This window comes from Gordonia sp. IITR100, assembly GCF_002009645.1.
In the GTDB taxonomy this organism is placed as follows: domain Bacteria; phylum Actinomycetota; class Actinomycetes; order Mycobacteriales; family Mycobacteriaceae; genus Gordonia; species Gordonia hongkongensis.
Map to the genome: position 1 here is coordinate 210499 of NZ_MVKV01000005.1, position 23618 is coordinate 234116.

The 23618-nt window shown below is 68.5% G+C and carries 16 protein-coding genes and 3 pseudogenes; 7 read left to right on the forward strand and 12 right to left on the reverse strand.

Going from position 1 to position 23618, the window contains the following annotated elements:
* Positions 1 to 34 precede the first annotated feature (34 nt).
* Positions 35 to 2188: an acyl-CoA dehydrogenase gene (locus B1818_RS10855; protein WP_058249764.1), complete on the reverse strand. Its 2154-nt coding sequence runs from the start codon at positions 2186 to 2188 to the stop codon at positions 35 to 37.
* Between the two features lie 391 nt (positions 2189 to 2579).
* Between B1818_RS10855 and B1818_RS10860 the strand changes: the two are divergent.
* Positions 2580 to 3509 (forward strand): annotated as a pseudogene (locus B1818_RS10860) (TauD/TfdA dioxygenase family protein).
* 161 nt (positions 3510 to 3670) lie between these two features.
* On the opposite strand, the gene B1818_RS10865 reads toward B1818_RS10860, so the two are convergent.
* Positions 3671 to 4513, reverse strand: coding sequence for a sulfurtransferase (locus B1818_RS10865; RefSeq protein ID WP_078112728.1), 843 nt, complete (start codon positions 4511 to 4513; stop codon positions 3671 to 3673).
* 108 nt (positions 4514 to 4621) lie between these two features.
* Between B1818_RS10865 and B1818_RS10870 the strand changes: the two genes are divergently transcribed.
* The gene (locus B1818_RS10870) at positions 4622 to 5791 is read left to right on the forward strand and encodes a metallophosphoesterase (RefSeq protein ID WP_078112729.1); all 1170 of its coding nucleotides are present in this window, start codon (positions 4622 to 4624) and stop codon (positions 5789 to 5791) included.
* 182 nt (positions 5792 to 5973) lie between these two features.
* Here B1818_RS10870 and catC read toward each other — a convergent pair whose 3' ends face one another.
* From catC to B1818_RS10890, 4 genes are all read right to left on the reverse strand, one after another.
* Entirely contained in the window at positions 5974 to 6267 is a 294-nt protein-coding gene (gene catC / locus B1818_RS10875) for a muconolactone Delta-isomerase (protein ID WP_065632578.1), read from the reverse strand.
* Complete coding sequence (gene catA, locus B1818_RS10880) at positions 6267 to 7133, reverse strand: catechol 1,2-dioxygenase (RefSeq protein ID WP_078112730.1); 867 nt, start codon at positions 7131 to 7133, stop codon at positions 6267 to 6269. Before catA ends, catC begins: the two co-directional genes overlap by 1 nt.
* A gap of 61 nt (positions 7134 to 7194) precedes the next feature.
* Positions 7195 to 8298, reverse strand: a complete 1104-nt coding sequence (locus B1818_RS10885; protein ID WP_078112731.1) for a mandelate racemase/muconate lactonizing enzyme family protein — start codon at positions 8296 to 8298, stop codon at positions 7195 to 7197.
* On the reverse strand, positions 8295 to 9275 hold the full coding sequence (locus B1818_RS10890) for a LysR family transcriptional regulator (RefSeq protein ID WP_078112762.1): 981 nt from the start codon (positions 9273 to 9275) through the stop codon (positions 8295 to 8297). The genes B1818_RS10885 and B1818_RS10890 overlap by 4 nt, the downstream gene beginning before the upstream one ends.
* A gap of 216 nt (positions 9276 to 9491) precedes the next feature.
* Here B1818_RS10890 and benA point away from each other — a divergent pair.
* From benA to B1818_RS10910, 4 genes and pseudogenes are all read left to right on the forward strand, one after another.
* Positions 9492 to 10887: pseudogene (gene benA, locus B1818_RS10895) on the forward strand (benzoate 1,2-dioxygenase large subunit).
* An 87-nt stretch (positions 10888 to 10974) separates the two neighbouring features.
* Positions 10975 to 11481: pseudogene (gene benB, locus B1818_RS10900) on the forward strand (benzoate 1,2-dioxygenase small subunit).
* Positions 11482 to 11490: 9 nt separating this feature from the next.
* Positions 11491 to 14313, forward strand: coding sequence for a benzoate 1,2-dioxygenase electron transfer component BenC (benC, locus tag B1818_RS10905; protein ID WP_078112732.1), 2823 nt, complete (start codon positions 11491 to 11493; stop codon positions 14311 to 14313).
* Positions 14314 to 14334: 21 nt separating this feature from the next.
* The gene (locus tag B1818_RS10910) at positions 14335 to 17067 is read left to right on the forward strand and encodes a LuxR family transcriptional regulator (protein WP_078112733.1); all 2733 of its coding nucleotides are present in this window, start codon (positions 14335 to 14337) and stop codon (positions 17065 to 17067) included.
* A gap of 52 nt (positions 17068 to 17119) precedes the next feature.
* On the opposite strand, the gene B1818_RS10915 is transcribed toward B1818_RS10910, so the two are convergent.
* The 4 genes from B1818_RS10915 to B1818_RS10930 are packed head-to-tail and all read right to left on the reverse strand — an operon-like array spanning position 17120 to position 20622.
* Positions 17120 to 17779 carry a 3-oxoacid CoA-transferase subunit B gene (locus B1818_RS10915; RefSeq protein WP_078112734.1) on the reverse strand — a complete coding sequence of 220 codons (660 nt, stop codon included), beginning with the start codon at positions 17777 to 17779 and terminating at the stop codon, positions 17120 to 17122.
* A 10-nt stretch (positions 17780 to 17789) separates the two neighbouring features.
* A complete protein-coding gene (locus B1818_RS10920) occupies positions 17790 to 18623 on the reverse strand; it encodes a CoA transferase subunit A (RefSeq protein ID WP_078112735.1) in 834 nt (277 codons plus the stop codon).
* A complete protein-coding gene (gene pcaD, locus B1818_RS10925) occupies positions 18620 to 19387 on the reverse strand; it encodes a 3-oxoadipate enol-lactonase (RefSeq protein WP_078112736.1) in 768 nt (255 codons plus the stop codon). The genes B1818_RS10920 and pcaD overlap by 4 nt, the downstream gene beginning before the upstream one ends.
* The gene (locus B1818_RS10930) at positions 19384 to 20622 is read right to left on the reverse strand and encodes an acetyl-CoA C-acetyltransferase (protein ID WP_078112737.1); all 1239 of its coding nucleotides are present in this window, start codon (positions 20620 to 20622) and stop codon (positions 19384 to 19386) included. Before B1818_RS10930 ends, pcaD begins: the two co-directional genes overlap by 4 nt.
* Before the next feature lie 91 nt (positions 20623 to 20713).
* Here B1818_RS10930 and B1818_RS10935 point away from each other — a divergent pair, with 91 nt between their 5' ends.
* The gene (locus tag B1818_RS10935) at positions 20714 to 21601 is read left to right on the forward strand and encodes a LysR substrate-binding domain-containing protein (protein ID WP_078112738.1); all 888 of its coding nucleotides are present in this window, start codon (positions 20714 to 20716) and stop codon (positions 21599 to 21601) included.
* Positions 21602 to 21690: 89 nt separating this feature from the next.
* On the opposite strand, the gene B1818_RS10940 is transcribed toward B1818_RS10935, so the two are convergent.
* Together B1818_RS10940 and B1818_RS10945 are read right to left on the reverse strand one after the other, a co-directional pair.
* The gene (locus B1818_RS10940; RefSeq protein ID WP_058249749.1) at positions 21691 to 22467 is read right to left on the reverse strand and encodes an enoyl-CoA hydratase; all 777 of its coding nucleotides are present in this window, start codon (positions 22465 to 22467) and stop codon (positions 21691 to 21693) included.
* 70 nt (positions 22468 to 22537) lie between these two features.
* Positions 22538 to 23599: an enoyl-CoA hydratase/isomerase family protein gene (locus tag B1818_RS10945; protein WP_078112739.1), complete on the reverse strand. Its 1062-nt coding sequence runs from the start codon at positions 23597 to 23599 to the stop codon at positions 22538 to 22540.
* Positions 23600 to 23618 lie beyond the last annotated feature (19 nt).

Here is a 23618-nt window from a genome sequence, read left to right on the forward strand (position 1 = left end):
GAGCAGAGGGGTGGCCTCCGCAAGCTCTGGGCGCTCAGCGGATGAGCGGGTCGCGCGGCAAGCCGAGGATGCGTTCGGCGATCTGGTTGCGGGTGATCTCCGACGTCCCGCCGGCGATCGACATCCCGCGGGCCCCGAGGATCAGCAGGCCGGCCAGCTTGCCGGGACCGGACGAGAACGCGACGTCGGGTCCGAGCAATTCCGCGGCCAGATGCGCGCGGTCGCTGAGATGCTCGGCGAGAAGCAGTTTCGTCACATTTCCCTCGGGTCCGGGAGCGGCGCCGACGACCGATCGGGCGGCGCGACGCAGATTGAGGAGTCGCAGCGCATCTTCGACGGCGAGGAACTCACCGACCTTCGTCGCCGCCCCCTCGACCCGGTCCCCGTAGCCCTGGACGAGTGCCACCATCTGCTGGACCGCACCCTCGCTACCCGGCGCACCGCCGCCGATGCTGACCCGCTCGTTGCCGAGGGTCGCGCGGGCCACGGCCCAGCCGTCGTTCGGTGTGCCCACCACGTCTTCGTCAGGAACGAAGACGTCGGTGAAGAACACCTCGTTGAACTCGGACCCGCCGGTGATCTGCCGCAGCGGACGTACCTCGACACCGGGCGCCGACATGTCGATCAACACGGCGGTGATGCCCTTGTGTTTGGGGGCTTCCGGGTCGGTCCGCACCGTTGCCAGCCCTCGCCGGCACAGGTGGGCGCCGCTGGTCCAGACCTTCTGGCCGTTGATGCGCCAGCCGCCGTCGACGCGCGTGGCCCTCGTGCTGACCGCCGCCGCGTCCGACCCGGCGCCGGGCTCGGAGAACAGCTGACACCACACCTCGTCCCCGAGCAGCGCCGGCCGGACGAACCGGTCGATCTGGTCCTGCGTGCCCTGCTGGATGAGGGTGAGGATGACCCACCCGGTGATGCTGTACTCGGGCCGCTTCACACCCGCGGTCGCCATCTCCTCCTCGATGACGAGTTGTTCGACGGAATCCGCGGCGCGTCCCCACGGCCTGGGCCAATGCGGCATGACGTAACCGGTGTCGATGAGCTTCTCGCGCAGCGCGGACTCGTCGACGCCGGCGATCTCGGCGATGTCGGCTCGAACGCGCGCGCGCAGTTCCTCGGCCTCGGGTGGGAGGTCGAGGCTGTTGGCACGGGTGACGCCGCCTGCGGAGAACTCGTACACGTCACGAGCCGGCTGTTGTCCGCCGAACAGCGCCTGCAGCACGGTGGCGCGGCGCAGATGCAGGTGCGCGTCGTGTTCCCAGGTGAAGCCGATCCCACCGTGCACCTGGATGTTCAGCTCGGCGTTCGTCGTGTACGTGGGCAGTGCCAGCGCGGCCGCCGATGCCGCGACCAGCCCGAGCGCGTCGGCGTTCTCGTCGGCCGCTCGCGCCGCGTCCCACACCACCGCGGTGGCGGCCTCCGCGCCGACGAGCATGTTCGCGCAGTGGTGCTTGACGGCCTGGAACGCACCGATGGTCCGGCCGAACTGTTCGCGGACCTTCGCGTAGGCCACCGCGGCGTCCAGCGCGTCCCGCGCCCCGCCGACGGCTTCGGCCGCGACCAGCGTCCGGGTGAGCGCCAGCGCGGTGGCCGCCAGTCTCGGCAGACGGACGGCGGCAGCACTCGACAGCGACACCCTCGCCGACAATCGGGTCGGGTCCAGATCGGCGTGCGCGCCCACCTCGACACCGGAGTCCGACGACTCCACCACCAGCACATCGTCGTCGCCGATGAGTACCAGCAGATCCGCGAGCGGTGCGCCGAGTACCGCGTCGACCTGACCGGAGACCGTCCCACCGGCCTCGGTCAGTCCCGGCACCACCGCGACACCCGCGGTGACCGTGCCGTCGACGAGCGGCCGCAGCCAGCGGGCAGGCGTCTCGTCGTCGGCATGAGTCAGGATCGCCGAGGCGATCACGGTGGGCAGGAACGGACCCGGCGCCACCGCGCGGCCCAATTCCTCTGTCACGACGACCAACTCGGCGATCCCGAAACCGGAACCGCCGTACTCCTCGGCGACGTGCAGACCCAGCCAACCGAGTTCGGCGATCTCCGCCCAGAACGTGGGTCTGGCCTCCTCGGGCGCGTCGAGTCGGTCGCGCGCCTGCGCCCGCACCTTTCGGTCGACGGCGAATTCGCGCACCACCGAGGCGAGTTCGACGTGGTCATCGGTCAGGGCAATACTCATGGCGACTCCCGGGATCGTCGGTCACCCGATCACACCATCTACACCCGGCCCGGGGTGGACGCTTGAGACAAACTCATCGAATCCGTTCCCGACGCGCCCGGTGCACGACCGGGTCCGGGAACGGCACGGCATCGACGAGGTCCCTGGTGTACCGGTCCTCGGGCGGTGAGGACGGTGCGCGTTCCGGCCGATGTCCGTCGCGAGATCGACGACGCGGCGGAGGCCTCGGCGGACTGAAGCGTTCCGATCACCGTGAGCGTTTCCCTCGATCGCACCACCGTCGCGGTGGTCTGATGAATTCGATTGCCATCAAACGATATTCAGAAGAGGACGAGAGATGACCCTGGCGCACATCGAGGACCGGACCGAGCGCGAGCAGGCAGCTCAGTAGATCTACCGCGACGCGGGGATCACCGTCGACAAGCTCGGCGAGCACATCGGGGCACGCATCGGCCAGGTGCGGCTCGGCGGCGACCTCGCCCCGGAGCAGGTGGAGGCGATCCGCCTGGCGCTGGCGATCAACAAGACGATCGTCTTCGAGGGCCAGGACCAGCTCGACGACGACAGCCAGTACGCGTTCGCCGAACTCCTGGGCGATCCCACCGCACCTCATCCGACGGTGACCTCACGCGGCGAACAGCTGCTGACCATCGAAGGCGCCGCGAACAGCTGGCACTCCGATGTTACGTTCGTCGATCGCATCCCGAAGGCGTCCATCCTCCGGGCGGTGACGCTGCCGAGCTACGGCGGCGCGACGACCTAGGCGTCGACGGTGGCCGCCTACGAGCAGCTGCCGAAACCGCTGCGCGCGTTGACCGAAGAGCTGTGGGCCACCCACACCAATCTGTACGACTACGTCGGCCAGAAGGAGCCGTCCGGCGGTGTCGACGTCAGTCGCAAGGCCGAGCACTACAAGGAGTTCACCAGCTCCGAGTACCAGACGCTGCACCCCGTCGTCCGCGTCCATCCCGAGACCGGCGAACGCAGCCTGCTGCTCGGACACTTCGCCAAGGAGTTCCGCGGCCTCCTGAGTTCCGAGTTCGCCGACCTCTACCAGCTCCTCCAGGCGCGTATCACGAAGCTGGAGAACACCTTCCGGTGGAACTGGAAACTGGGCGACGTGGCGATCTGGGACAATCGCGCCACGCAGCACTACGGCATCGCCGACTTCGGCAACCAGCAGCGTGAACTGCACCGCATCACCCTCGCCGGCGATGTGCCCGTCGACGTCCACGGTCAGGCGAGCCAGGTTCTCCAGGGCGACGCGACGCACTACTCGGTCGTCGAAGAACCCGCCCGACTGTCGGTGTTCGCGGCCTGACCCGTGCGCGCGTCACCGCCCGCTCCCTGAGTTGCGAGGAGCGCAAGCGACGAGCCTCGAAGGGTCCTGGCGAGGTGCGTGGCAAACCCTTCGTGACGCGCCCTCCGCAAGCTCCGGGCGCTCCTCAGGGAGCAGAGAGTGCGGCTTGCGCTCCTCTCGCCTCAGGGCCGGTCGCCCTCGGCGACCGGCCGTTCCGGGTCCGACGACCACTGCGAGAACGAACCGGGGAACAGCGTGGCGTCGATCCCCGTGACGGCGAGCGCCGCGATCTGGTGCGCGGCATTGATCCCGGAACCGCAGTAGACGACGACATCGGAGCCGGCCCCGCCGTCGATACCGACATCTGCGAACCGGCGTCGTAGCTCCTCCGCCGGACGGAAGCGGCCGGAGGTGTCGACGTTGTCCGCCGTCGGGACACTGATCGCCCCGGGGATGTGGCCGGCGCGCGGATCGACCGGTTCGACGTCGCCGCGATAGCGTTCGGCGGCCCGGGCGTCGAGCAGGTGTGCCGGCCCGGCCGCGACGTCGTCGATGGTCGCGACCGGCAGGTGTCCGGGGCTCAGGGTCACGTTGCCCGCTCGCGGCCGACCGCCGTCGCCCGTCGTCGTGCGCAGGCCTTCGGCACGCCACGCCGCGAGGCCGCCGTCGAGAAGTCGCACGTCGGCGACACCCGCCCACCGCAGCAGCCACCAGGCGCGCGCGGCCGCGAGGTTGCCGGAGTCGTCGTAGACCACCGCCGGGACGGCGTCGTCGATCCCCCATCGCCGGGCCGCCTCCTGGAGGTCGGCGACGTCGGGCAGCGGATGCCTGCCGCCGACCGGCCCGGAGGGCGGGGCCGCCAGTTCGGAGTCGAGGTCGACGTAGACCGCACCGGGGATGTGACCCTCGCGATAGGCGTGCCGACCATCGAAGTCGCCCAGCTGCCAGCGCACGTCCAGCAGGATCGGCGGAGTCGCCAGCAGCATCTCGGCCAGCTCGAGCGGGGTGATGAGGACCTCGGCCATGGCGGCGAGGGTACCAACGCGAACCGATGGCAGAATGGGGCAATCCGCCCATGACCGGGCACCTGGCCCTCCGTCGCCCTGCCGTCACCACCCTCAGGAGTCCATCCCGTGGCGTTGTTTCCTGCCGTCGTCTTCGGACTCATCACGTTCTGGCTGCATCGGCGCATCGTCCGCGCGACCGCGATGCCGCGCCCCTGGTCGATCATCGCCGACGTGGCGCTGGTCGTCCTGTGGGCGCTCGCCCTCATCGGCTTCGCCACCGGACGGGTGCTCGACCCGTCGTGGGCGCGGCCCATCGGCACGATCGGGCTGATCTGGCTCGCCGCCGTCTTCTACCTGTTCCTCGGCCTCGCGGTGGTGGGCCTAGTGTCGTTCGCCGCACACATCGTCCGCTGGATCCGGCGACGTCGATCCGGAGTGCAGGACAACCCCTCGTTCGCGGCCCGTCGGCTCAGCAAGCTCCGGGTCGCCACGGCCGCGGTCGTGGTGGTCGCGCTCGGGGTCACCGGCTACGGGGTGTGGGAAGCATCTCGCCCCCAGGTCGTCGACATCGACGCCACGTTCGCGAGCCTGCCGCCGCAGTTCGACGGAACGCGCATCGCGGTGATCTCCGACCTGCACGTCGGCCCGGCCCGTGACGCGTCGTTCACCCAGCGCGTCGTCGACGACGTCAACGGGCAGGAGCCGGATCTCGTCGTCCTCGTCGGCGACCTCACCGACGGCACCATCCCGAACGTCCGCGATACCCTCGAACCCCTCGCGGATCTGGATGCGCCTCTCGGGGTCTTCGGTGTGAGCGGCAACCACGAGTACTACGCCGACGACGGTGGTCGGTGGCTCGACGTCTGGGAGGAATTCGGCGTGCGCACGCTGCGCAACGCACGAGCGCCCATCGAGGTCGACGGCGCGACCATCACACTCTCCGGCGTCCACGACGCCACCGCCCCCGAACCGTACGAGCCCGACCTCCCGGCGGCGTTGGCGGGAACGTCTCCCGAAGACTTCACCCTGCTCCTCGCCCACCAGCCCAAGCAGGCCGTCGAGGCATCGGATCTGGGTGTCGACCTCCAGCTGTCCGGGCACACGCACGGCGGCCAGCTCTGGCCCATCCGCTACCTCGTCCGTGCCCAGCAGCCGACGATCACCGGGCTCGACCAGATCGGGAACACCACGATCTACACCACCCGCGGCGCCGGCGCCTGGGGCCCGCCGGTCCGTGTCCTCACGCCGCCGGAGATCACGATCCTCACGCTGCGATCGGCGCCGCCTGCCTCCTGAGGCGCGAGGAGCGAAAGCAACACCCCCTGCCCCCTGAGGTGCGAGGAGCGAAAGCGACGAGCCTCGAAGGGCTGGTGAGTTGACTCGCCGTCCCTTCGAGGCTCGCTTCGCTCGCACCTCAGGGAGCAGATGGGTGGGCTCGCTCCCTCCTCAGGGAGCAGATGGGTGGGCTCGCTCCCTCCTCAGGGAGCAGCAGGCCCGTTGATATCGGAAGGATGGGTCGCCAGTGGGGTGACCTTGATCCGCATGTACGGGAACAGCGGCAGACCTGACAGCAGGGTGTGCAGTTCGTCGTTCGACTCGACGTCGAAGATCGAGTAGTTTGAGTACTCCCCGACGATCCGCCAGATGTGCGGCCACTTGCCGGCGCGTTGTAGATCCTGCGAGTACGCCTTCTCCCGGGCGACCGTGTCGGCCCGGACGTCGGGGTCGAGGTCGTCGGGGATGGACACGTCCATCCGCACGTGGAACAGCATTACTTCGCCGGATCCAGCACGAAGTCGTAGGAGATGGTGAAGCCGCCCTTGCCGTCGTCCTTCGGGTCCAGCACCAGTTCGGGCTTGACGGCGCTGGCGACGTCGTCATCGTTGTGCGGGTCGCCCGGGAAGTACAGCTGTGCGGTCAGCTGCTCGTGGCCCGGTGCCGAGACCTTGAGGTGCAGGTGCGCGGGACGCCACGGATGCCAACCGGCCGCGGAGATCATCTTCCCGCACGAGCCATCGGTCGGGATCATGTACGGCGCGGGCCGGATGGTGGTGATCTCGAAGCGGCCCTCGTCATCGGCGGTGAAGGTGCCGCGCAGATTCCACTCCGGAATTCCCGGCGCGAACTGCGAGTAGAAGCCGTCGTCGTCGGCGTGCCAGAGTTCGACAGTGGCGCCGGCGAGGGGGGTGCCGTCGCACGACCGGACCTGGCCGGTCCACACCAACGGATCGCCGGGCTCGTTGTCCCGCATGGGCAGAGTGCCCTTGGCGCCGAGTTCCGGAGCGTCCGGGACGTAGTACGGGCCTTCGATGCTGCCCTTGTTGCCCTGACGATGCGAGGTCGCGACGTCCTCGACGACGTGCTCCACCCAGACGTCGAGGAACAGCGGCCACTCGCCGTCCTCACCGACGTTGATGAGCCACGCCTTGAGCGCGTTGTACTCGTCGTAGGTCACCTTGTGCTTCCGGATCACCTCGTGCACGCCCGCGAGGACCTCGTTGATGAGGGCCGAGACACGTTCCGGCGCAGTGTCCTTCACTGCCTCGAACGGAGACTTGTCCGCGTGGAACCGCTCGGTGGCGGAGGCGCCGGACGCCGCGGCGGTGGCGACTTCCTGGGGATGCTCGGTGGTGGTCATGTTCTTCTCCTTGCTACTGGGTTCGCGGGGCTGCCACGAGACGTGTTGTGGGCGTGCGGGTCTAGTTGTCGGTGCGATAGCGGTCGAGCTTGTCCGGATCGATCTCGAAACCGATGCCCGGCGCGGTCGAACGGTGCAGGTGGCCATCGCGGATCTGCAACGGCTCGGTCAGCAGGTCGTCGCTCATGTCCAGGAAGTTCGACAGCTCACCCGCGTAGCGCGAGGTCAGCTCGAAGGCGCTGCCGAAGGCGAGCGTGCACGCCGTCCCGATCTGTCCGTCGATCTGGTTGCCCATGACGACCGGGACGCCCAACCCCTCGGCGAGGTGATGCGTGCGGCGTGAGGTGGTGAAACCCGACCGCGCGGTCTTGATGCTGACGGCGGTCGCCGACCGGCCGAGGATCTCGCGGGTGACGTCGGCCGGCGTGGGCACCGATTCGTCGGCGATGAACGGCACCGGCAGCTGTTCGACCAGCCACCGGCGACCGAGCACATCGGCTGCGTCGCAGAGCTCTTCGGCGAACAGCAGATCGAGGTCGGCCATCTCCCGCATGGCTCGCGCCGACTCGGCTGCGGTCCAGCCCCGATTGCCGTCGACGTAGAGTTCGACGTCGCTGCCGAACCGCTCGCGGAGCGCGCGGACGACCGCGGTGTCGAGGGATGCCGGGTGACGTCCGACCTTCACCTTGAAGGTGCGGATCCCGTAGATGTCGACCATCTTCTCGGCTTCGGCGACCATCGCGGCCGGCTCTGCGAAACCGAGCATGTGACTGACGCGCATCCGGTCGGTGTAACCGCCGAGCATGTCCCCCACGGGCAACCCCAGGACCTTGCCCAGCGCATCCCAGATCGCCATGTCCACAGCGGATTTCGCGGCCGGGTTGCCGACCGTGCGAGCCACCCGGGCGGCGACCACCTCACGCTCGAGCAAGGTGAGGCCGACGACCGCGGGCGCGAAGATGCCCTTGATCACGGCGATGATGCCGTCCTGGGTCTCGCCGTAGGTGAACGGGCGGGGCGGCGCCTCGGCGACGCCGACCACGCCGGCGTCGGTGTGCACCCGGACCAGCACGTGGGTCGCGGCGTGCACCTCGCCGGAGGCGAACCTCAGCGGCTTCAAGTACGGGATGGCGAACGGAATCGCCTCCACAGCGGTGATTTTCACGGTTTCTCTCCAGATCGAGCACCCAGTCGGGTCCTCACGGAACGGTGGTCGGCAAGCTGGGTGTCGCGCGACTCTGCGGCGGAATCGGCGAAGGCGGAATCGGCGAAGGCAGCGGCGATGACGTCGGCGACCGCGGTGACGACCGGGTCGTCGGAACCCGATCGCCAGGCGAGTGCCACCTCGACGGTGTCGGCATCGACGAGGTCGCGCACCACCAAACCGTCGAGCGGAAGTGACCGCACCGAGGCCGGGAGCAGGGCGACCCCCAGCCCGGCGGCGACCAGGGCCAGCAGCACCGCGGTACCCGGCGCCTGGTGCGCCCGGTGGGGAACGAAACCCGCTGCGCGACATGTCCGTATCGCGGCGTCGTTGACGGCCGAGTCCCGGCTGTCGTACAGCACGAACGGCTCGTGGCGGAGGTCGGCGACGGAGACCACGGGCTCGGCGGCCAGTCGGTGATCGACCGACACCGCGAGAACCATCGGCTCGACATCGATGACCGTCGTGTCGATGTGCTCCCCGATCGCCGGCGGGCGCAGGATCCCGAGGTCGAGGGTGCCGGCGCGCAGGGCGTCGCACTGGCCCGGCGTGAGCATGTCGGACTGGATACGAAGATCCACATCGGGCAACTCCCGCTTGACGACCCGCGCGATGCGCGGCAGATGGGAGAACGCGGCGATACCGGTGATACCGACCCGGACGAGGCCGCTGCGGCCGGCGGCGATCCGACGCACGCCGTCCACGGCTTCGTCCACGCCGGCGAGAATTCGCTCGGCCTGGGCCCTGAGGTACTGCCCGGCCGGGGTGAGCGACACCTGACGGGTGGTCCGCGTGAACAGGGTGACGTCGAGCTCGGCCTCGAGCTGGCGGATTGCGTACGACAGCGCGGGCTGTGCCACGTGCAACGACTCCGCTGCCTGCCCGAAATGACAGGTGTCGGCCACGGCGGCGAAGTACCGCAAGTGCCGTAGCTCCATGACCCGCCTCGTCTCGTACTGATCGACACCGCGGTTGTGACCGCGGACACGTCTCACGGTAGAGCGTCGATCCATGACAAAGACACAAATTGCGGCAATTGATTGAGGCCATTGATCAATAGGCTGCTTGGCCAGGACTGGCAATTACCCGGGTGTGATCGCCACCACGTGCTGCCACAGTGCAGAGAGCAGCCCACTTCCCGGAGGTATACGACCATGACCGCGTCCGTATCGGAACACTTAAATCATGTGAACTCGGTCCTCGACGACGCGGTCGTCGACGACCGAGACGCCGGTGTCTACCGCGCCAACCGTCGGATCTTCACCGATGAGGACATCTTCGAGTTGGAGATGAAGCACATCTTCGAGGGCAACTGGATCTATCTCGCACACGAGAGCCAGGTCCCCGAACCTGGCGACTACTTCACCACCTACATCGGCCGGCAGCCCGTCGTCATCACCCGCGACAAGAACGGCGAGTTGCACTGCCTGATCAACGCCTGTGCGCACCGCGGCGCGATGATCTGCCGGCGCAAGACCGACAACCGGATGACACTGACCTGCCCGTTCCACGGTTGGACGTTCCGCAACGACGGGACCCTTCTGAAGGTCAAGGATCCCGATGGGGCCGGTTACCCCGACACCTTCGACGTCGACGGCTCGCACAACCTGACCAAGGTCGCCCGCTTCGACAGTTACCGCGGCTTCCTGTTCGGCAGCCTCAACGAGGACGTCGCCTCGCTAGGGGAGCATCTCGGCGACACCCGACTAATCATCGACATGCTGGTCGACCAGTCGCCGGACGGCCTCGAGGTGCTCCGCGGCGCGTCGACCTACACCTACGACGGCAACTGGAAGGTGCAGGCGGAGAACGGCGCCGACGGCTACCACGTGACCGCAACCCACTGGAACTACGCGGCCACCACGTCTCGTCGCAGTACCGGGGAGTCGAAGAACGACACCAAGGCACTCGACGCCGGCGGTTGGGGAAAGTCCGGCGGCGGCTATTGGTCCTACCCCAACGGTCATCTGTGCCTGTGGACCTGGGCGGCCAATCCACAGGACCGTCCGCTGTGGGATTCGATGGAGCAGCTCAAGGAGATCCACGGCGACGCCAAGGGCGAGTTCATGGGTGAAGGGTTCGCGCAATCTATGCCTGTACCCGAATGTCTATCTGATGGACCAGTTCTCGACGCAGATCCGCCACTTCCGTCCGATCGCGCCGGACAAGACCGAGGTCACCATCTACTGCATCGCACCCAAGGGTGAAAGCGACTCCGCGCGGGCTCACCGTATACGCCAGTACGAGGACTTCTTCAACGCGTCCGGGATGGCGACTCCCGACGACCTCGAGGAGTTCCGGTCGTGCCAGCTCACGTTCCGGGCGCAGGCCGCGCCGTGGAACGACATGAGCCGCGGTGCCGAGCACTGGCTCACCGGTCCCGATCCCGTCGCCGAATCGCTGGGCATGACCGGGGTCATCTCGGCCGGCGTCAAGAACGAGGACGAGGGGCTCTACCCGGTCCAGCACGGTTACTGGCTCGAGCGGATGCGCGCAGCTGCCGCGAAGGAAGAGGCGGCGGCCGAACAAGCAGCGGCCCCAGCCCAGTAGACCGCCGCCCAGCCCACCGCCCTGAAGGAGAGCACCATGACCACCGCTGAGACCAATTCCGCCGCTGTCGATCCCGCCGGGTCGGGCATGTCCACCGGCGGAAAGCTCATCACCCAGAACATGATCGAGCAGTTCCTGTACCGCGAGGCCCGCTACCTCGACGACCGCGAATTCGAGAAGTGGCTCGACTGCTACGCCGACGACGTCGTGTACTGGATGCCGGCCTGAGACGACCGTGATCGACTCACCGAGAACCCGCACCGCGAGATCTCGCTGATCTACTACGGCAACAAGGGCGGCCTCGAGGACCGGGTCTTCCGCATCCGCACCGAGCGGTCGTCGGCGACCTCACTGCCCGAACCCCGGACGAGCCACAACATCGGCAACGTCGAGGTCATCGAACGGCGCGGTGATCTCGTCGACGTCCGGTTCAACTGGCACACCATGTATTTCCGGTACAACACGGTCGACCCGTACTACGGGACCTCCTTCTACACGATCGACTTCTCCGGCGAGCAGCCGTTGATCCGGCGCAAGACGATAGTGCTGAAGAACGACTACATCCACCACGTGGTGGACATCTACCACTTCTAGGACCCGTCCATGACTGTCACCACCGACAACGGCGTCGGCGCCGACCTGCGAACCCCCGACGGCGAGGCCACCATCCATCAGGTGGCGCTGTCCTTCGAAGACGGTGTCACGCGGTTCATCTCGTGCCGCGAGGACCAGACCGTCGCCGACGCCTCCTACCGTCAGCGGATCAACATCCCGCTGGACTGCCGCGACGGGGCCTGTGGAACGTGTAAGTCGTTCTGCGAGTCCGGCGATTTCGACGGCGGGGTGTACATCGAGGACGCGCTCTCCGACGACGAGTCCGCCGCGGGCTATGCGCTCCCCTGTTGCATGAAACCAAAGTCCGATCTCGTGCTGCAGATCCCGGCGACCTCCGATGTCGCCAAGACCCAGGCGTCCCGATTCACCGGCACCATCGTCGAACTCGATCGACTCTCGGACTCGACCATGCGTCTCGAGGTCCGGATCGAGAACCGCGGGGAGCTGGCGTTCCTGCCCGGACAGTACGTCAACATCGAGATCCCCGGCAGCGACGACGGCGAGGGCACCCCGGTGTCCCGGTCGTACTCGTTTGCCAACGGCCCGCACGAGGACCGTCTCGTCTTCCTCATCAAGCTGAGTCCCGGCGGCGCGATGTCGACCTACCTGACCGACCGCGCCGCGCGCGGCGAGGAGATCGCGTTCACCGGTCCGCACGGATCGTTCTTCCTGCGCGAGGCCACCCGCCCCGTGCTGCTGCTCGCCGGCGGCACCGGCCTCGCGCCGATCTTGTCGATGTTGCGGAAGCTGCACGCCGACAACAGCCGTCGCAAGGTCCACCTCATCTACGGGGTGTCCACCGACACCGATCTGGTCGCCCTCGACGAGATCGAGTTCTTCGCCGAGCAGCTGCCCGGTCTGACGTGGGACCACTGTGTCTCGGACCCGGCGAGTTCCGCGGTCAACAAGGGCTACGTGATGAGCCTGATCGAGCCGGCCCATCTCTACGACGGGGATGTCGCGATCTACCTGTGCGGTCCGCCGCCGATGGTGGAGTCGGTCCGCAAGCACGTCGCCCAGGCCGGCATCGCGCCGACGGGCTTCTACTACGAGAAGTTCGCGCTCGCGGCGCGTCCGGAGGCCGGTGCCGACGACGGCACAGTCGACGAGACCGAGGTGCTCACCGACGAAACCGCCCGGGTGACTACCGCGGCGTCCGACTCGTCCGCGCCGGACGCCGACGACCCGATCATCGTGGCCGCGAACGCCCGGTCGATCGCCGGACAGCAGACTCTCCCGGCCGCAGACATGGCGGCCTGGTCGGGTGCACGTCCGTCGGTCGCCGGCGACGATTCACTGGTCCGGATCGCTGGACAGGTCGTGTGGCACAGCGAATCCGATGACCGCGGACTGGACTCCGATGCGGGGTTGCTGCGACCGACGGCGTCGCATCCGGCGGGTCCGGCACGGTCGATCGCCGGTCAGGAGGTGTTCGCGTCGTCGAGCCTGGAACCGCTGCACGCAGCGGTGCCCGAGGTGCCGACCGAAACGCCCACCGTCGGGGACACCGTCGCGGGACCGGCAGTCGTCGGTTCGCAGGGCTACCAGATCGGCGAGGAGCATCCGGCGATCCACGAGTCGGATGCCCTGTTCGAGGCCCGGGCCGCACTGGAACTGGGCGCCCTCGAGCTGACGTTCGGGCGCTTGTCCACGCAACAGCTGGCCGGTTACCGTCTGCTCGCCGACGCCACGGTGCCGTACGTGGACGGTGATCGCTTCGTCGATGCCGCGGAGTACACCGAGACCAATGCCGCGTTCCACGACTATCTCTTCGCCCAGACCGGTAACGATCACCTGCTCGAGGCCTACAAGGCGCTCGGCGTCAAGGGCCGCATGAGTGAGGTGCTACGGAACGCGACCTGGTGTCACCCGTTGTGCGCCCAGGACCACATCGATATCGTCTCGGCGTTCGAGGCCGGGGACCACGACGCGGCACGGGCATTGATCGCCGCGCATGCCGACCGGTCGAAGCAGACCATGCGCCGAGCGATGGCCGACGAATCGGTTTCGCGTCGACCGCGTTTCGTCACCCCGGGCCGGTTCGCCGGCAAGGTCGTCGTCATCACCGGTGCCGCACAGGGGATCGGCGAGCAGACCGCCCGGCGAATCAGCGCCGAGGGCGGCAGGGTCGTCCTCGCCGACCGGTCGAAACTGGTCGCCGAGGTGTCCCGCGATCTCGACGCGAACGGTCCCGGCGCGGCAGCCGCCATCGCCGACCTGGAGGGTTTCGGCGGCGCCGAGTCGGTGATCCGGCAGGCGTTGTCCACGTACGGTCGGGTGGATGTGCTGATCAACAACGTGGGCGGCGCCATCAACTTCAAACCGTTTGTCGAGTTCACCGAGGAGCAGATCCGGGCCGAGATCGACCGGTCGCTGATGACGACGCTGTACGCGTGCCGGGCGGTCCTGCCGTCGATGACACGCGCCGGGGGCGGGGTGATCGTCAACGTCTCCTCGGCGGCGACGCGAGGCATTCACCGGATCCCGTACTCGGCGGCGAAGGGGGCGGTGAACGCGTTGACCGCGTCACTGGCGATGGAGTACGCCGACGACGGGATCCGAGTGGTCGCCACGGCGCCGGGAGGCACCGAGGCACCGCCGCGTCGGATCTCACGCGGTACACCGGAGCCGCGCAACGAGATCGAGTCACAGTGGTATCAGGCCCACATCGACCAGACGATCGCGTCGTCGTCGATGCACCGGTACGGCACGCTCGACGAGCAGGCGGCCGCCATCTGCTTTCTCGCTTCCGACGAGGCGTCGTACATCACCGGGACCGTGCTGCCCGTCGCCGGCGGCGATCAGGGTTGAGCTGCTGACTAGTATGGACCGATGATGGTCACCGGCGGGTGCGTCGGCCGCGACCGCGAGATCGAATTGCTCTTCTCGCGGCTCGACGCCGTGTCGGAGTCGGGTTTTCTGGCCGTCACGGGAGATCCCGGAATCGGCAAGTCGACGCTGCTGAGGCACCTGGTCCGGCGGCGGCTGTCCGCTCCGACAACCGGTTCCACGTTGTGGGCCGCGGTCTCACCGTGGCGAGCGCACACGCCCGGCGCACTCATCCGGCAGCTGGTACAGGACCGGCCCGACGCCACACCCGCGACCGCTGCCGACCCGACCCCGGACGACCTGCTCGACGCACTACTCGCAGCGGTCACCACTCCTGCAGAGTCATCGACCGAGGTGCCCGGCGACACCGCCGGACTCATAGCCGTCGACGACGCCGACCTCGCCGACGAGGAGTCACTGCAGGCGTTGGTCTCACTCACCCGAGAACACCGGGATCGCCGAATCCTGGTCGTCCTCACCATGTCTCGGCCGGGCGCCCGGCTCGTCGGCAACGCACTCGACGAGCTACGACTCGACGGCCTGGACCCAACGGGTACTGCCGACCTCGCCGCGCAGCGCGGCATCGTGCTGCACCCGGCGATGCGGGAGGAACTGGCCCGGCAAACCGGCGGGAATCCCCGCGACATCGTGGCCCTGCTCGACGAGGCCCCGCCAGGCACCTGGTCCCGCACCGGCGTGGGACTGCCCGCGCCGGCCCATGTCGTCGCGATGGTGCGGAAGCGATTGCCGGACAACGGCACCTCGGCTCGCGCGCTCATCGAAGCGCTCGCGATCCTCGACCCGGCCGAGCCCCTCGCCACCGCGATTGCGCTCGCCGGGATCACCGACCCCCTGGCCGCGATCGACGACGCGCGCGCAACCGGTCTGGTGACGGACGACAGGGCATTGACACCCGCGGAGGCGCAACCGCGTCTCGCGGGTCCCCTGGTGCGGGCCGCCGTCCTCGAGGTCCTCGGCATGAAGACCGTGGGCGACGCCCACCGTCGGGCTGCGGACCTCGTCGACGACCCTGCCCGACAGCTCCATCACCGCGTCGCGGCCACCTCGACGGTCGACGCCGCCCTCGCCGACGCCCTCACCGACCTGGCACGCGCCCGCGGCGCCGACGGTGCGTGGGCCGAGGCCGCCGGGCTGTACGGGCAGGCGGGCCGGCTCACCCCCGATCCGTTGCAGCGCGACACACGGGTGACGCTCGCGGTCGATTCGCTCCTCGCCGCTGGCGACTGCACCGGTGCCGGCGCCCTCGTACCGACCGTGGAGAGCCTGCGCGAGACACCACTGCGCAATGCGACCCTGGCGTACCTCGCCATCCTGCGGGGCCGGTCGGCGGAGGCACAGCTGCGTCTCGACCGGGCGTGGGCGATCGTCAACGTCGAGCGCAAGCCCGATGTCGCCGCCCTGATCGCGCAACGTTTCGTCCTGCACAACCTGGTCCGATGCCAGGGCACCGAGTTGGTGGACTGGGCCGATCGCGCGGACGCGATGGCCGACGCCGGATCGGCCGCCCGAGTGGAGGCCGCCGTCATCCGTGGACTCGGACTGGCCTGGTCGGGACACCCGGATGCCGCACGCGCCGAGTACCAGACGGTGTCGGAACGGGTTCGATACGGCGCGCAGGCGCAGCGTGCGATCATGGGTCGCGGTTGGCTCGAACTCGGCCTCGACGAGATCGACGCTGCGCGTACCGATCTCGAAACCGCCGTGTCGATGGCGCAGCTCGGTGGCTCCACCCGGATCACGTTGTGGGCGCTGGCCTGGCTCGCCCGGGTCCAGTTCCTCACCGGCGACTGGGACGATGCGCTGCGCGGCGTCGAGGCCGGCCGCGCGCTCGCCCGCAACAGCGGCATCGCGCTCACCACGCCCCTGCTCAACTGGACTGCGAGCCAGATTTATTCGCTGCGCGGGAACTGGGAGGACGCGCATGGAAGTATCGCACAGAGCAGCACCTCCATCGGCGACTACGAGATCATGCGGATACCGGACCTGCTGGCCCGGGCCCAACTGGCGGAGGCCGCAGCCGACTACGGCAAGGTCCGGCGGATACTGACGCCGCTCGTCGCGATGGCCGAGTCCGTCCCGGCCCTGTCCGAGCCGGGCCTGTGGCCGTGGGTCGACGTCCTCGCCAACGCACTGGTCCTCGAGGGACGGCACGAGGCCGCCGACGATCTGCTGCGACGCTACGAGATCCGGTCCGCCGAGCGGGGCCACCGGTCGTCGGCAGCCCGGATGAAGTACGCGCGCGGCCGCCACCTCGGCGCAACCGGTGACATCCACGGAGCACGGCGCACCTTCGAGGAGGGCATCGAACTCCTCGACGGTCTCGGCCTGCGCTACGACCAGGCGCGGGTGAACTTCGCCTACGGCCAGACGTTGCGACGTGCGGGCAAGCGCCGGGTCGCCGACGCCGTCATCGGGACTGCCCGCGACCTGTATCTGTCACTCGGCGCGACCACCTACGTCGAACGCTGTGAACGCGAACTGAAGGCGGGCGGTCTCGCGACGTCGCGTGGTGAGAACCACACCGCCACAAAGGGTGCCGCCGAACTCACGCCGCAGGAGGAGGCAGTGACCGCCCTTGTCGCGCGCGGCCTGTCGAACCGGGAGGTGGCGGCCGAGCTCTACATCTCACCGAAGACGGTGCAGTACCACCTGACCCGGATCTACGCGAAGCTCGGTGTGCGGTCCCGCGCCGAACTCGCAGCCACCCGCCGGTGACGTCGACCGTGCGTCAGACTCCGTCGACCGTGCGTGTGTACCTGCAGGCGATCTATGCTCCGGCCGTCGCGTAGGCGGCGGTGCGGTCGGTGACCGGCGCACCGGTCCGGTCCTCGACCATCCCCAGGTCCACGCCCGGGGCGAACTCGACGACGTCGAATCCCGTTCCGGCGATGTCGAACACACCGAGGTCGGTGATCACGCGACTCACCACGCCGCGGCCGGTCAGCGGGAGCGCGCAGCCCTCGAGCAGCTTGGGCTCACCCTTCTTGGTGACGTGATCCATGAGCACGATGACCCGGCCGGCGCCGTTGACGAGGTCCATGGCGCCACCGATGCCCTTGACGAGGGCACCCGGCACCATCCAGTTGGCCAGGTCGCCGTTCATCGCGACTTGCATGCCGCCGAGGACCGCGACGTCGACGTGGCCTCCGCGGATCATCGCGAAGCTCGTGGCCGAATCGAAGTACGACGCCCCGGGCAGGACCGACACGGTCTGTTTGCCGGCGTTGATGAGGTCGGGGTCGACCTCGTCGTCGTAGGGAAACGGTCCGACGCCGAGGATGCCGTTCTCGGCGTGCAGGTGGACGCCGGAGTTGTCGGGCATGAGGTCCGGAATCATGGTGGGCAAACCGATTCCCAGGTTGACGTAGTCACCGGGGGTGAGTTCGCGGGCGGCCCGGGCGGCCATCTCGGTACGGGTCCAGGTCATGTCGGCACTCCTAGGCTGACGGCGATGCGGTGGGACGTTCACGGACGGTGCGCTTCTCGATCCCCTTGCGCGCGACCTGCTCCGGGGCGAGTTCGACGATCCGCTGCACGAAGATGCCGGGCAGGTGGATCTCGTCGGGTCCGAGCTCGCCGACCTCGACCACCTTCTCCGCCTCGACGATGGTGATGCGCCCGGCCATCGCCGCCGGCGGATTGAAATTGCGTGCGGCAGCATGAAATCTGCAGTTGCCATCCGTGTCGACGACCGCGGCCCGGATGAGTGCGTAGTCGGTGACGATCGACTCCTCGAGGACCATCTCCCGACCGTGAAAGGTCCGCACCTCCTTGGGCGGCGACGCCTCCGCGATGGTGCCGTCGGAGTGGTAGCGCCAGGGCAGTCCGCCTTCGGCGACAAGCGTGCCGACACCGGTGGGGGTGAAGAACCCCCCGATCCCGCTACCGCCGGCGCGCATGCGTTCGGCGAGGGTGCCCTGAGGGGTGAGTTCGACGGTGACCTCGCCGGACAGGAACTGGCGGCCGAACTCCTTGTTCTCACCGATGTAGGACGCGACGACCCGATCGATGCGCCGGGCCTCCAGCAGCAGACCCAGACCCGCACCGTCGGCTCCGCAGTTGTTGGAGACGATGGTCAGGTTCGCCGCCCCCTGCTCGAGGAGCGCGTCGATCAGGAAGCCGGGGATGCCGGCCAGCCCGAAGCCGCCGACCGCGATGCTCGCACCGTCGGGGATGTCGGCGACCGCCTCGGCGGCCGACGCCGCGAGTTTGGTCGGGCCGCCGGGCCGGCCGACGACCGTCGCCGTGGCGGCACTGTCGCGAGTGCTCATTGCTGCTCCAGATGTTCGATGAGTGCGGGAGTGATGGTGTCGGCTTGTTCCGCGTTGGCCAGGTGGGCCGAGTCCGGGACCACCAGCAGGCGGCCGTTCGGCACGGCATCGACGATGTCGCGCAACAGATCCGGCGGTGTCGCCGGGTCATCGGCACCGGCGATCGCCAGTGTGGGCGCGATGATCGACGACAGGTCGGATCGCTGATCCATGGCGGCGATCGCCTCGCAGCAGGCCGCGTATCCCTCGGCAGGAGTGGCGGCGACCATGGCCTCGAACTGCTGTCGGGCTTCGGTGTTCGCGGCGAGGTAGCCAGGAGTGAACCACCGCTGGACCACGGCCGCGGCGACCGCCGAGGTGCCGTCGGCGCGCACGAGTGCGGCACGGTCCGTCCAGCCCTGCGCCGGTGGCAGATACGCCGCCGTGCACAGCAGGGCCAGCCGATCCACTCGTTCGGGATTGCGTGCGGCGACGCGCATCATGGTCATCCCGCCGAGCGACAGCCCGACGAGGTGTGCTCGTTCGAGGTCGAAGCGGTCCAGCAGCGCGATGACGTCATCGGCCAACTCATCGATCGAGTACGGCCCCGGTGGCACCGGCGAATCGCCGTGCCCCCGGGTGTCATAGCGCACCACGCGGAATCGCTCTTCGAGCGCGGCGACCTGCGAATCCCACATCCGATGCGTCGAACCCAGCGAGTTGGACAGTACGACCGCCGGTCCGTCGGGACGTCCGGTGACGACGGCGTGCACCTGCGCGCTCATCGGGTCGCCTCGAAGATAGCGGCGAGTCCCTGTCCGCCGCCGATGCACATCGTCTCCAGGACGAATCGGGCGTCACGCCGGCGCGCTTCGTAGGCCGCGGTGGCGAGGATGCGGGCGCCGGTGGCTCCGATGGGATGACCCAGCGAGATCCCGGACCCGTTGGGGTTCAGTCGTTCATCGGTCGGGTCGACCTTCCACTCCGCCAGGCAGGCGAGCACCTGGGCGGCGAAGGCTTCGTTGAGTTCGATGAGGTCGATCTCGTCGAGCGTGAGGTCGGCGCGGTCGAGGGCGGCGGCGGTGGCCCCGACCGGGCCGATGCCCATGACCTCGGGCTCGCAACCGGTGACGGCCCACGAACGCAGGGCGAGAAGGGGTTCCAGTCCGCGGCGCTCCGCCTCGGCGCGTGTGGTGACCACAGCCATGGCCGCACCGTCGTTCTGGCCCGAGGCGTTTCCGGCCGTGACCGTCGACTCGCCGTCGATCTTGAGCCTGATGGGACGCAGCGCTGCAAGCGATTTCGCAGTAGCGTCCGCTCGCGGGTGCTCATCGCGGTCGACAACGGTGTCCGTACGGCCGCGTCGGCCCGGGATGGTGACGGGCACCAACTCGCTGGTGAAGCGGCCGCTGTCGTGCGCCGCGATCGCCCGTTCGTGGGATCGGGCCGCGAACTCGTCCTGCTCGGTCCGCGAGATGCCGTACCGCGCACGGAGATTCTCGGCGGTCTCGATCATCCCGCCCGGAACCGGGTGTGACTCGCCGCCCGCGGTCAGACGCCCGCGGTCGAGGCGATCGCGGAGTTCCACGCCACCCTGCTTGATCCCCGACCGAAGACCCAGCGCGTAGTGCTCGACGGTCGACATCGACTCGGCGCCACCGGCGACGACGAGGCGCGCACCGCCGGTCGCGACCATCGACGCCCCGGTCAGGATCGCCTGCAACCCGGAACCGCAGCGACGGTCGATCTGCATTCCGGGTACGCCGACTCCGAGACCGGCGTCCAGAGCCGCGATGCGACCGAGCGCCGGCGACTCACCGTTGGCATAGCCCTGCCCGAGGATCACGTCGTCGACATCACCCTCCTCGAGTCCGGTGCGCCGGACGAGTTCGCGAAGGAGGTCGGTGGCCAGTCGGGTGACGGGCACGGTCGACAGCGCCCCACCCATGCGCCCGACCGGGGTACGCAGTGGCGAACAGACAACGATGTCGGTACCCGCGTCCGTGGTGAGAGATGCCATGAGTCCACCCTAGGAAGCAACAGCGATATGCAGAAGTATCCATATCCCGGCATTTGATATGGAGCAGATATCAACGCTCTAGACTGACTCCATGGAACTGCGACACCTGCGCTACTTCCGCGCCGTCGCCGAGGAGCTGCACTTCGGCCGGGCCGCCGAGCGGCTCCACATGGCCCAGCCACCGCTGTCTCAGCAGATCCGCCAGCTGGAGGACGAGCTCGGTGTCGCACTGCTGGCCCGGTCGACGCGTCGTGTCGAGCTGACCCCGGCAGGTGCGGATTACCTGCAGCGAGCCGTCGCGATCCTGGACTCGGTCGACGCCGCTGCACGACAGGCGCAACGGATCGCCGACGGGCGGCAGGGCAACCTCGCGATCGGGTGCGTGGGTTCGGCCACCTACTCGCTGTTGCCCGCGCTCGTGCGCGCACTGAGCGACGAACTGCCCGATGTGGACGTCCACGTTCGCGGCGAGATGCTGGCACCGGCCCAGATCGCCGCGCTCGAGTCCGGGGACATCGACCTTGCCTTACTGCGCATGCCCATCAACACCACCGGACTGCGGGTCGAGTCGATCCGCAGCGACCGCCTCATCGTCGCTCTGCCCCACGATCATCCGCTCGCCCACGGCGCATCGGATACGCCCGTCGACCTCGCCCTTCTGCGCGGCGACGACTTCATCGTGCACGCGGGCAGCGGGAAGTCGGTCATGCACGGGGTCCTGTCGGCGGCCGCCGGATGCGCGGGATTCGTCCCGCGCGTCCGGCACGAGGTCGAGGAGACGTCGACGCTGGTGACACTCGTCGCCGCGGGGGTGGGGGTCGCCCTGGTCCCTGAACCCACCTCAGCGCTCGGTATACCCGGCGTCGTCTACCGCCCGCTCGACACCGACGACGAGGTCGAACTGGCCGTCGCGTTCCCCGACGGGCCCCAGTCCCCGCTCGTCGACCGGGTCCTGGCGGTGTTGCGCACACTCTCCTGAACGCCGCAAACCCACCCCTTTTCGGTATATCCACCCACCAAACAGGGGGTGGAAACACCGAAAAGAGGTGGGTTTGCGAATGTCTCGGATCAGCGGTGTGTGAAGTTCGGGTCCCGCTTCTCGACGAAGGCGGCCATGCCCTCGGTCTGGTCGTCGGTCGCGAACGTGGAGTAGAACAGCGCGCGCTCGGCGCGGACACCCTCGACGAGGCTCGACTCGAACGCGCGATTGACCGCGTCCTTGGCGGCGGCGGACGCGATCAGCGACTTCGAGGCGATGACCTCGGCGACCTCGATGGCGGCGGCGCGGCAGTCCTCCTTGGGAACGACGCGCGAGACGAGGCCGAGGCGTTCGGCCTCGTCGACCTTCATCTGGCGGCCGGTCAGCACCATGTCCATCGCCTTGGCCTTGCCCACGGCGCGGGTGAGACGCTGCGAGCCGCCGATCCCGGGGATGACGCCGAGGTTGATCTCGGGCTGACCGAAGACGGCGTTGTCGCCGGCGATGATGGTGTCGCACAGCATCGCGAGCTCGCAGCCGCCGCCGAGGGCGTAGCCGGTGACGGCGGCGATGATCGGCGTGCGCGCCCGCGACAGCTCATCCCAGGCACCGAAGAACTGCTCGTTGACCACGTCCGCGTAGGACTTCGACGACATCTCCTTGATGTCGGCACCCGCGGCAAACGCCTTTTCCGAGCCGGTGATCACGATGGCGCCGATCCCCTGGTCGACGTCGAACTCCCGGACGGCACCGACCACTTCGTTCATCAGCTCGGTGTTGAGGGCGTTCAGTGCCTTGGGGCGGTTGAGGGTGATGATGCCCACCCGGCCGCTGGTCTCGACGATGATGGTCTGGTGTTCGGTCACGGTCAGTCCTCTTTCGGTTCGGTGACGGGCGGGATGTTACGGGCTGACTCCCACCCGGGGAAGGTCTCGGTCAGACGGTCGGGAACGTGAGGTCGTCGGGCAGTGGCGCGAAGAAGGCGTCGACGGCGTCCCCGGAGAACGTGGCCCACTTCGGATCGCGGTCCTTGTCGATGACCTGGGCGCGGATGCCCTCGGCCATGTCGGGATGCAGCAGGCAACGCACCGACACGCGATACTCGCGCACCAGGGTGTCCTCCAGGGTCGCGTCGCCGGCTGCCTCGCGCAGCGAACGCAGGGTGACGGCCAGTGCAGTCGGGCTCTTCGCCTCGATCGCGTCGGCGGTCTTGTCCGCGAAGGGCGAACCCACCGCGCGGCATCGTTCGACGATCTCCGAGACCGAATCGGCCGCAAACGCTTCCGCGATCCATCCGCGATGTTCGGCGAGTTCGGAAGCCGGCGCGTCGACGGCGTGCGCGGACAGTGCCGCCTCGATTCCCGACTCGCCGATCACGGCGAGGAACGCCGGCAGCGACTCCGACGGGACGAAGTGATCGGCCAAGCCCATCGCGATGGCGTCGGCGCCGCGCAGGTGACCGGCGGTGAGGCCGGCGTAGGTTCCGAGCCCGTCCGGAACGCGCGAAAGCAGATGCGTACCACCGACATCGGGCACGAAGCCGATACCCACCTCGGGCATCGCGAGTTTCGTACGGTCGGTGACGATGCGGATGTCGCCGTGCGCGGAGACCCCGACACCGCCGCCCATCACGATGCCGTCCATGATCGCGACATACGGCTTGGGATAGCCCGAGATCAGCGCGTTCAGACGGTATTCGTCGAACCAGAACCTCGCCGACGGCGACTGCTCGGCGTCACGATCGGTCGACTCGGGATTACCGCTCAACGCGGACGCGTCGCGATGGATGGCGACGATGTCGCCACCGGCGCAGAGGCCCCGCTCACCGGCGCCGGAGAGAACGACGGCCTCGACCGCGTCATCGGCGGCCCAGGCCGCGAGGTGCTCGGCCATTGAGCCGACCATCTCGTGATCGATCGCGTTGATGGACTTCGGACGGTTCAGGATCAGCGACCGCGCCGACCCGTTCTCCTCCGTCAAGACCGATGGTTCCGACACGGGCGAACTCCTCTCCACA

Excerpts from the sequence above, each read along its gene's own strand:
- B1818_RS10855 (WP_058249764.1), bottom strand. The coding sequence starts at position 2,188 with ATGAGTATTGCCCTGACCGATGACCACGTCGAACTCGCCTCGGTGGTG.
- B1818_RS10865 (WP_078112728.1), bottom strand. The coding sequence starts at position 4,513 with ATGGCCGAGGTCCTCATCACCCCGCTCGAGCTGGCCGAGATGCTGCTG.
- catC (WP_065632578.1), bottom strand. The coding sequence starts at position 6,267 with ATGCTGTTCCACGTGCGGATGGACGTGTCCATCCCCGACGACCTCGAC.
- catA (WP_078112730.1), bottom strand. The coding sequence starts at position 7,133 with ATGACCACCACCGAGCATCCCCAGGAAGTCGCCACCGCCGCGGCGTCC.
- B1818_RS10890 (WP_078112762.1), bottom strand. The coding sequence starts at position 9,275 with ATGGAGCTACGGCACTTGCGGTACTTCGCCGCCGTGGCCGACACCTGT.
- benC (WP_078112732.1), top strand. The coding sequence starts at position 11,491 with ATGACTGTCACCACCGACAACGGCGTCGGCGCCGACCTGCGAACCCCC.
- B1818_RS10910 (WP_078112733.1), top strand. The coding sequence starts at position 14,335 with ATGATGGTCACCGGCGGGTGCGTCGGCCGCGACCGCGAGATCGAATTG.
- B1818_RS10915 (WP_078112734.1), bottom strand. The coding sequence starts at position 17,779 with ATGACCTGGACCCGTACCGAGATGGCCGCCCGGGCCGCCCGCGAACTC.
- B1818_RS10920 (WP_078112735.1), bottom strand. The coding sequence starts at position 18,623 with ATGAGCACTCGCGACAGTGCCGCCACGGCGACGGTCGTCGGCCGGCCC.
- pcaD (WP_078112736.1), bottom strand. The coding sequence starts at position 19,387 with ATGAGCGCGCAGGTGCACGCCGTCGTCACCGGACGTCCCGACGGACCG.
- B1818_RS10930 (WP_078112737.1), bottom strand. The coding sequence starts at position 20,622 with ATGGCATCTCTCACCACGGACGCGGGTACCGACATCGTTGTCTGTTCG.
- B1818_RS10935 (WP_078112738.1), top strand. The coding sequence starts at position 20,714 with ATGGAACTGCGACACCTGCGCTACTTCCGCGCCGTCGCCGAGGAGCTG.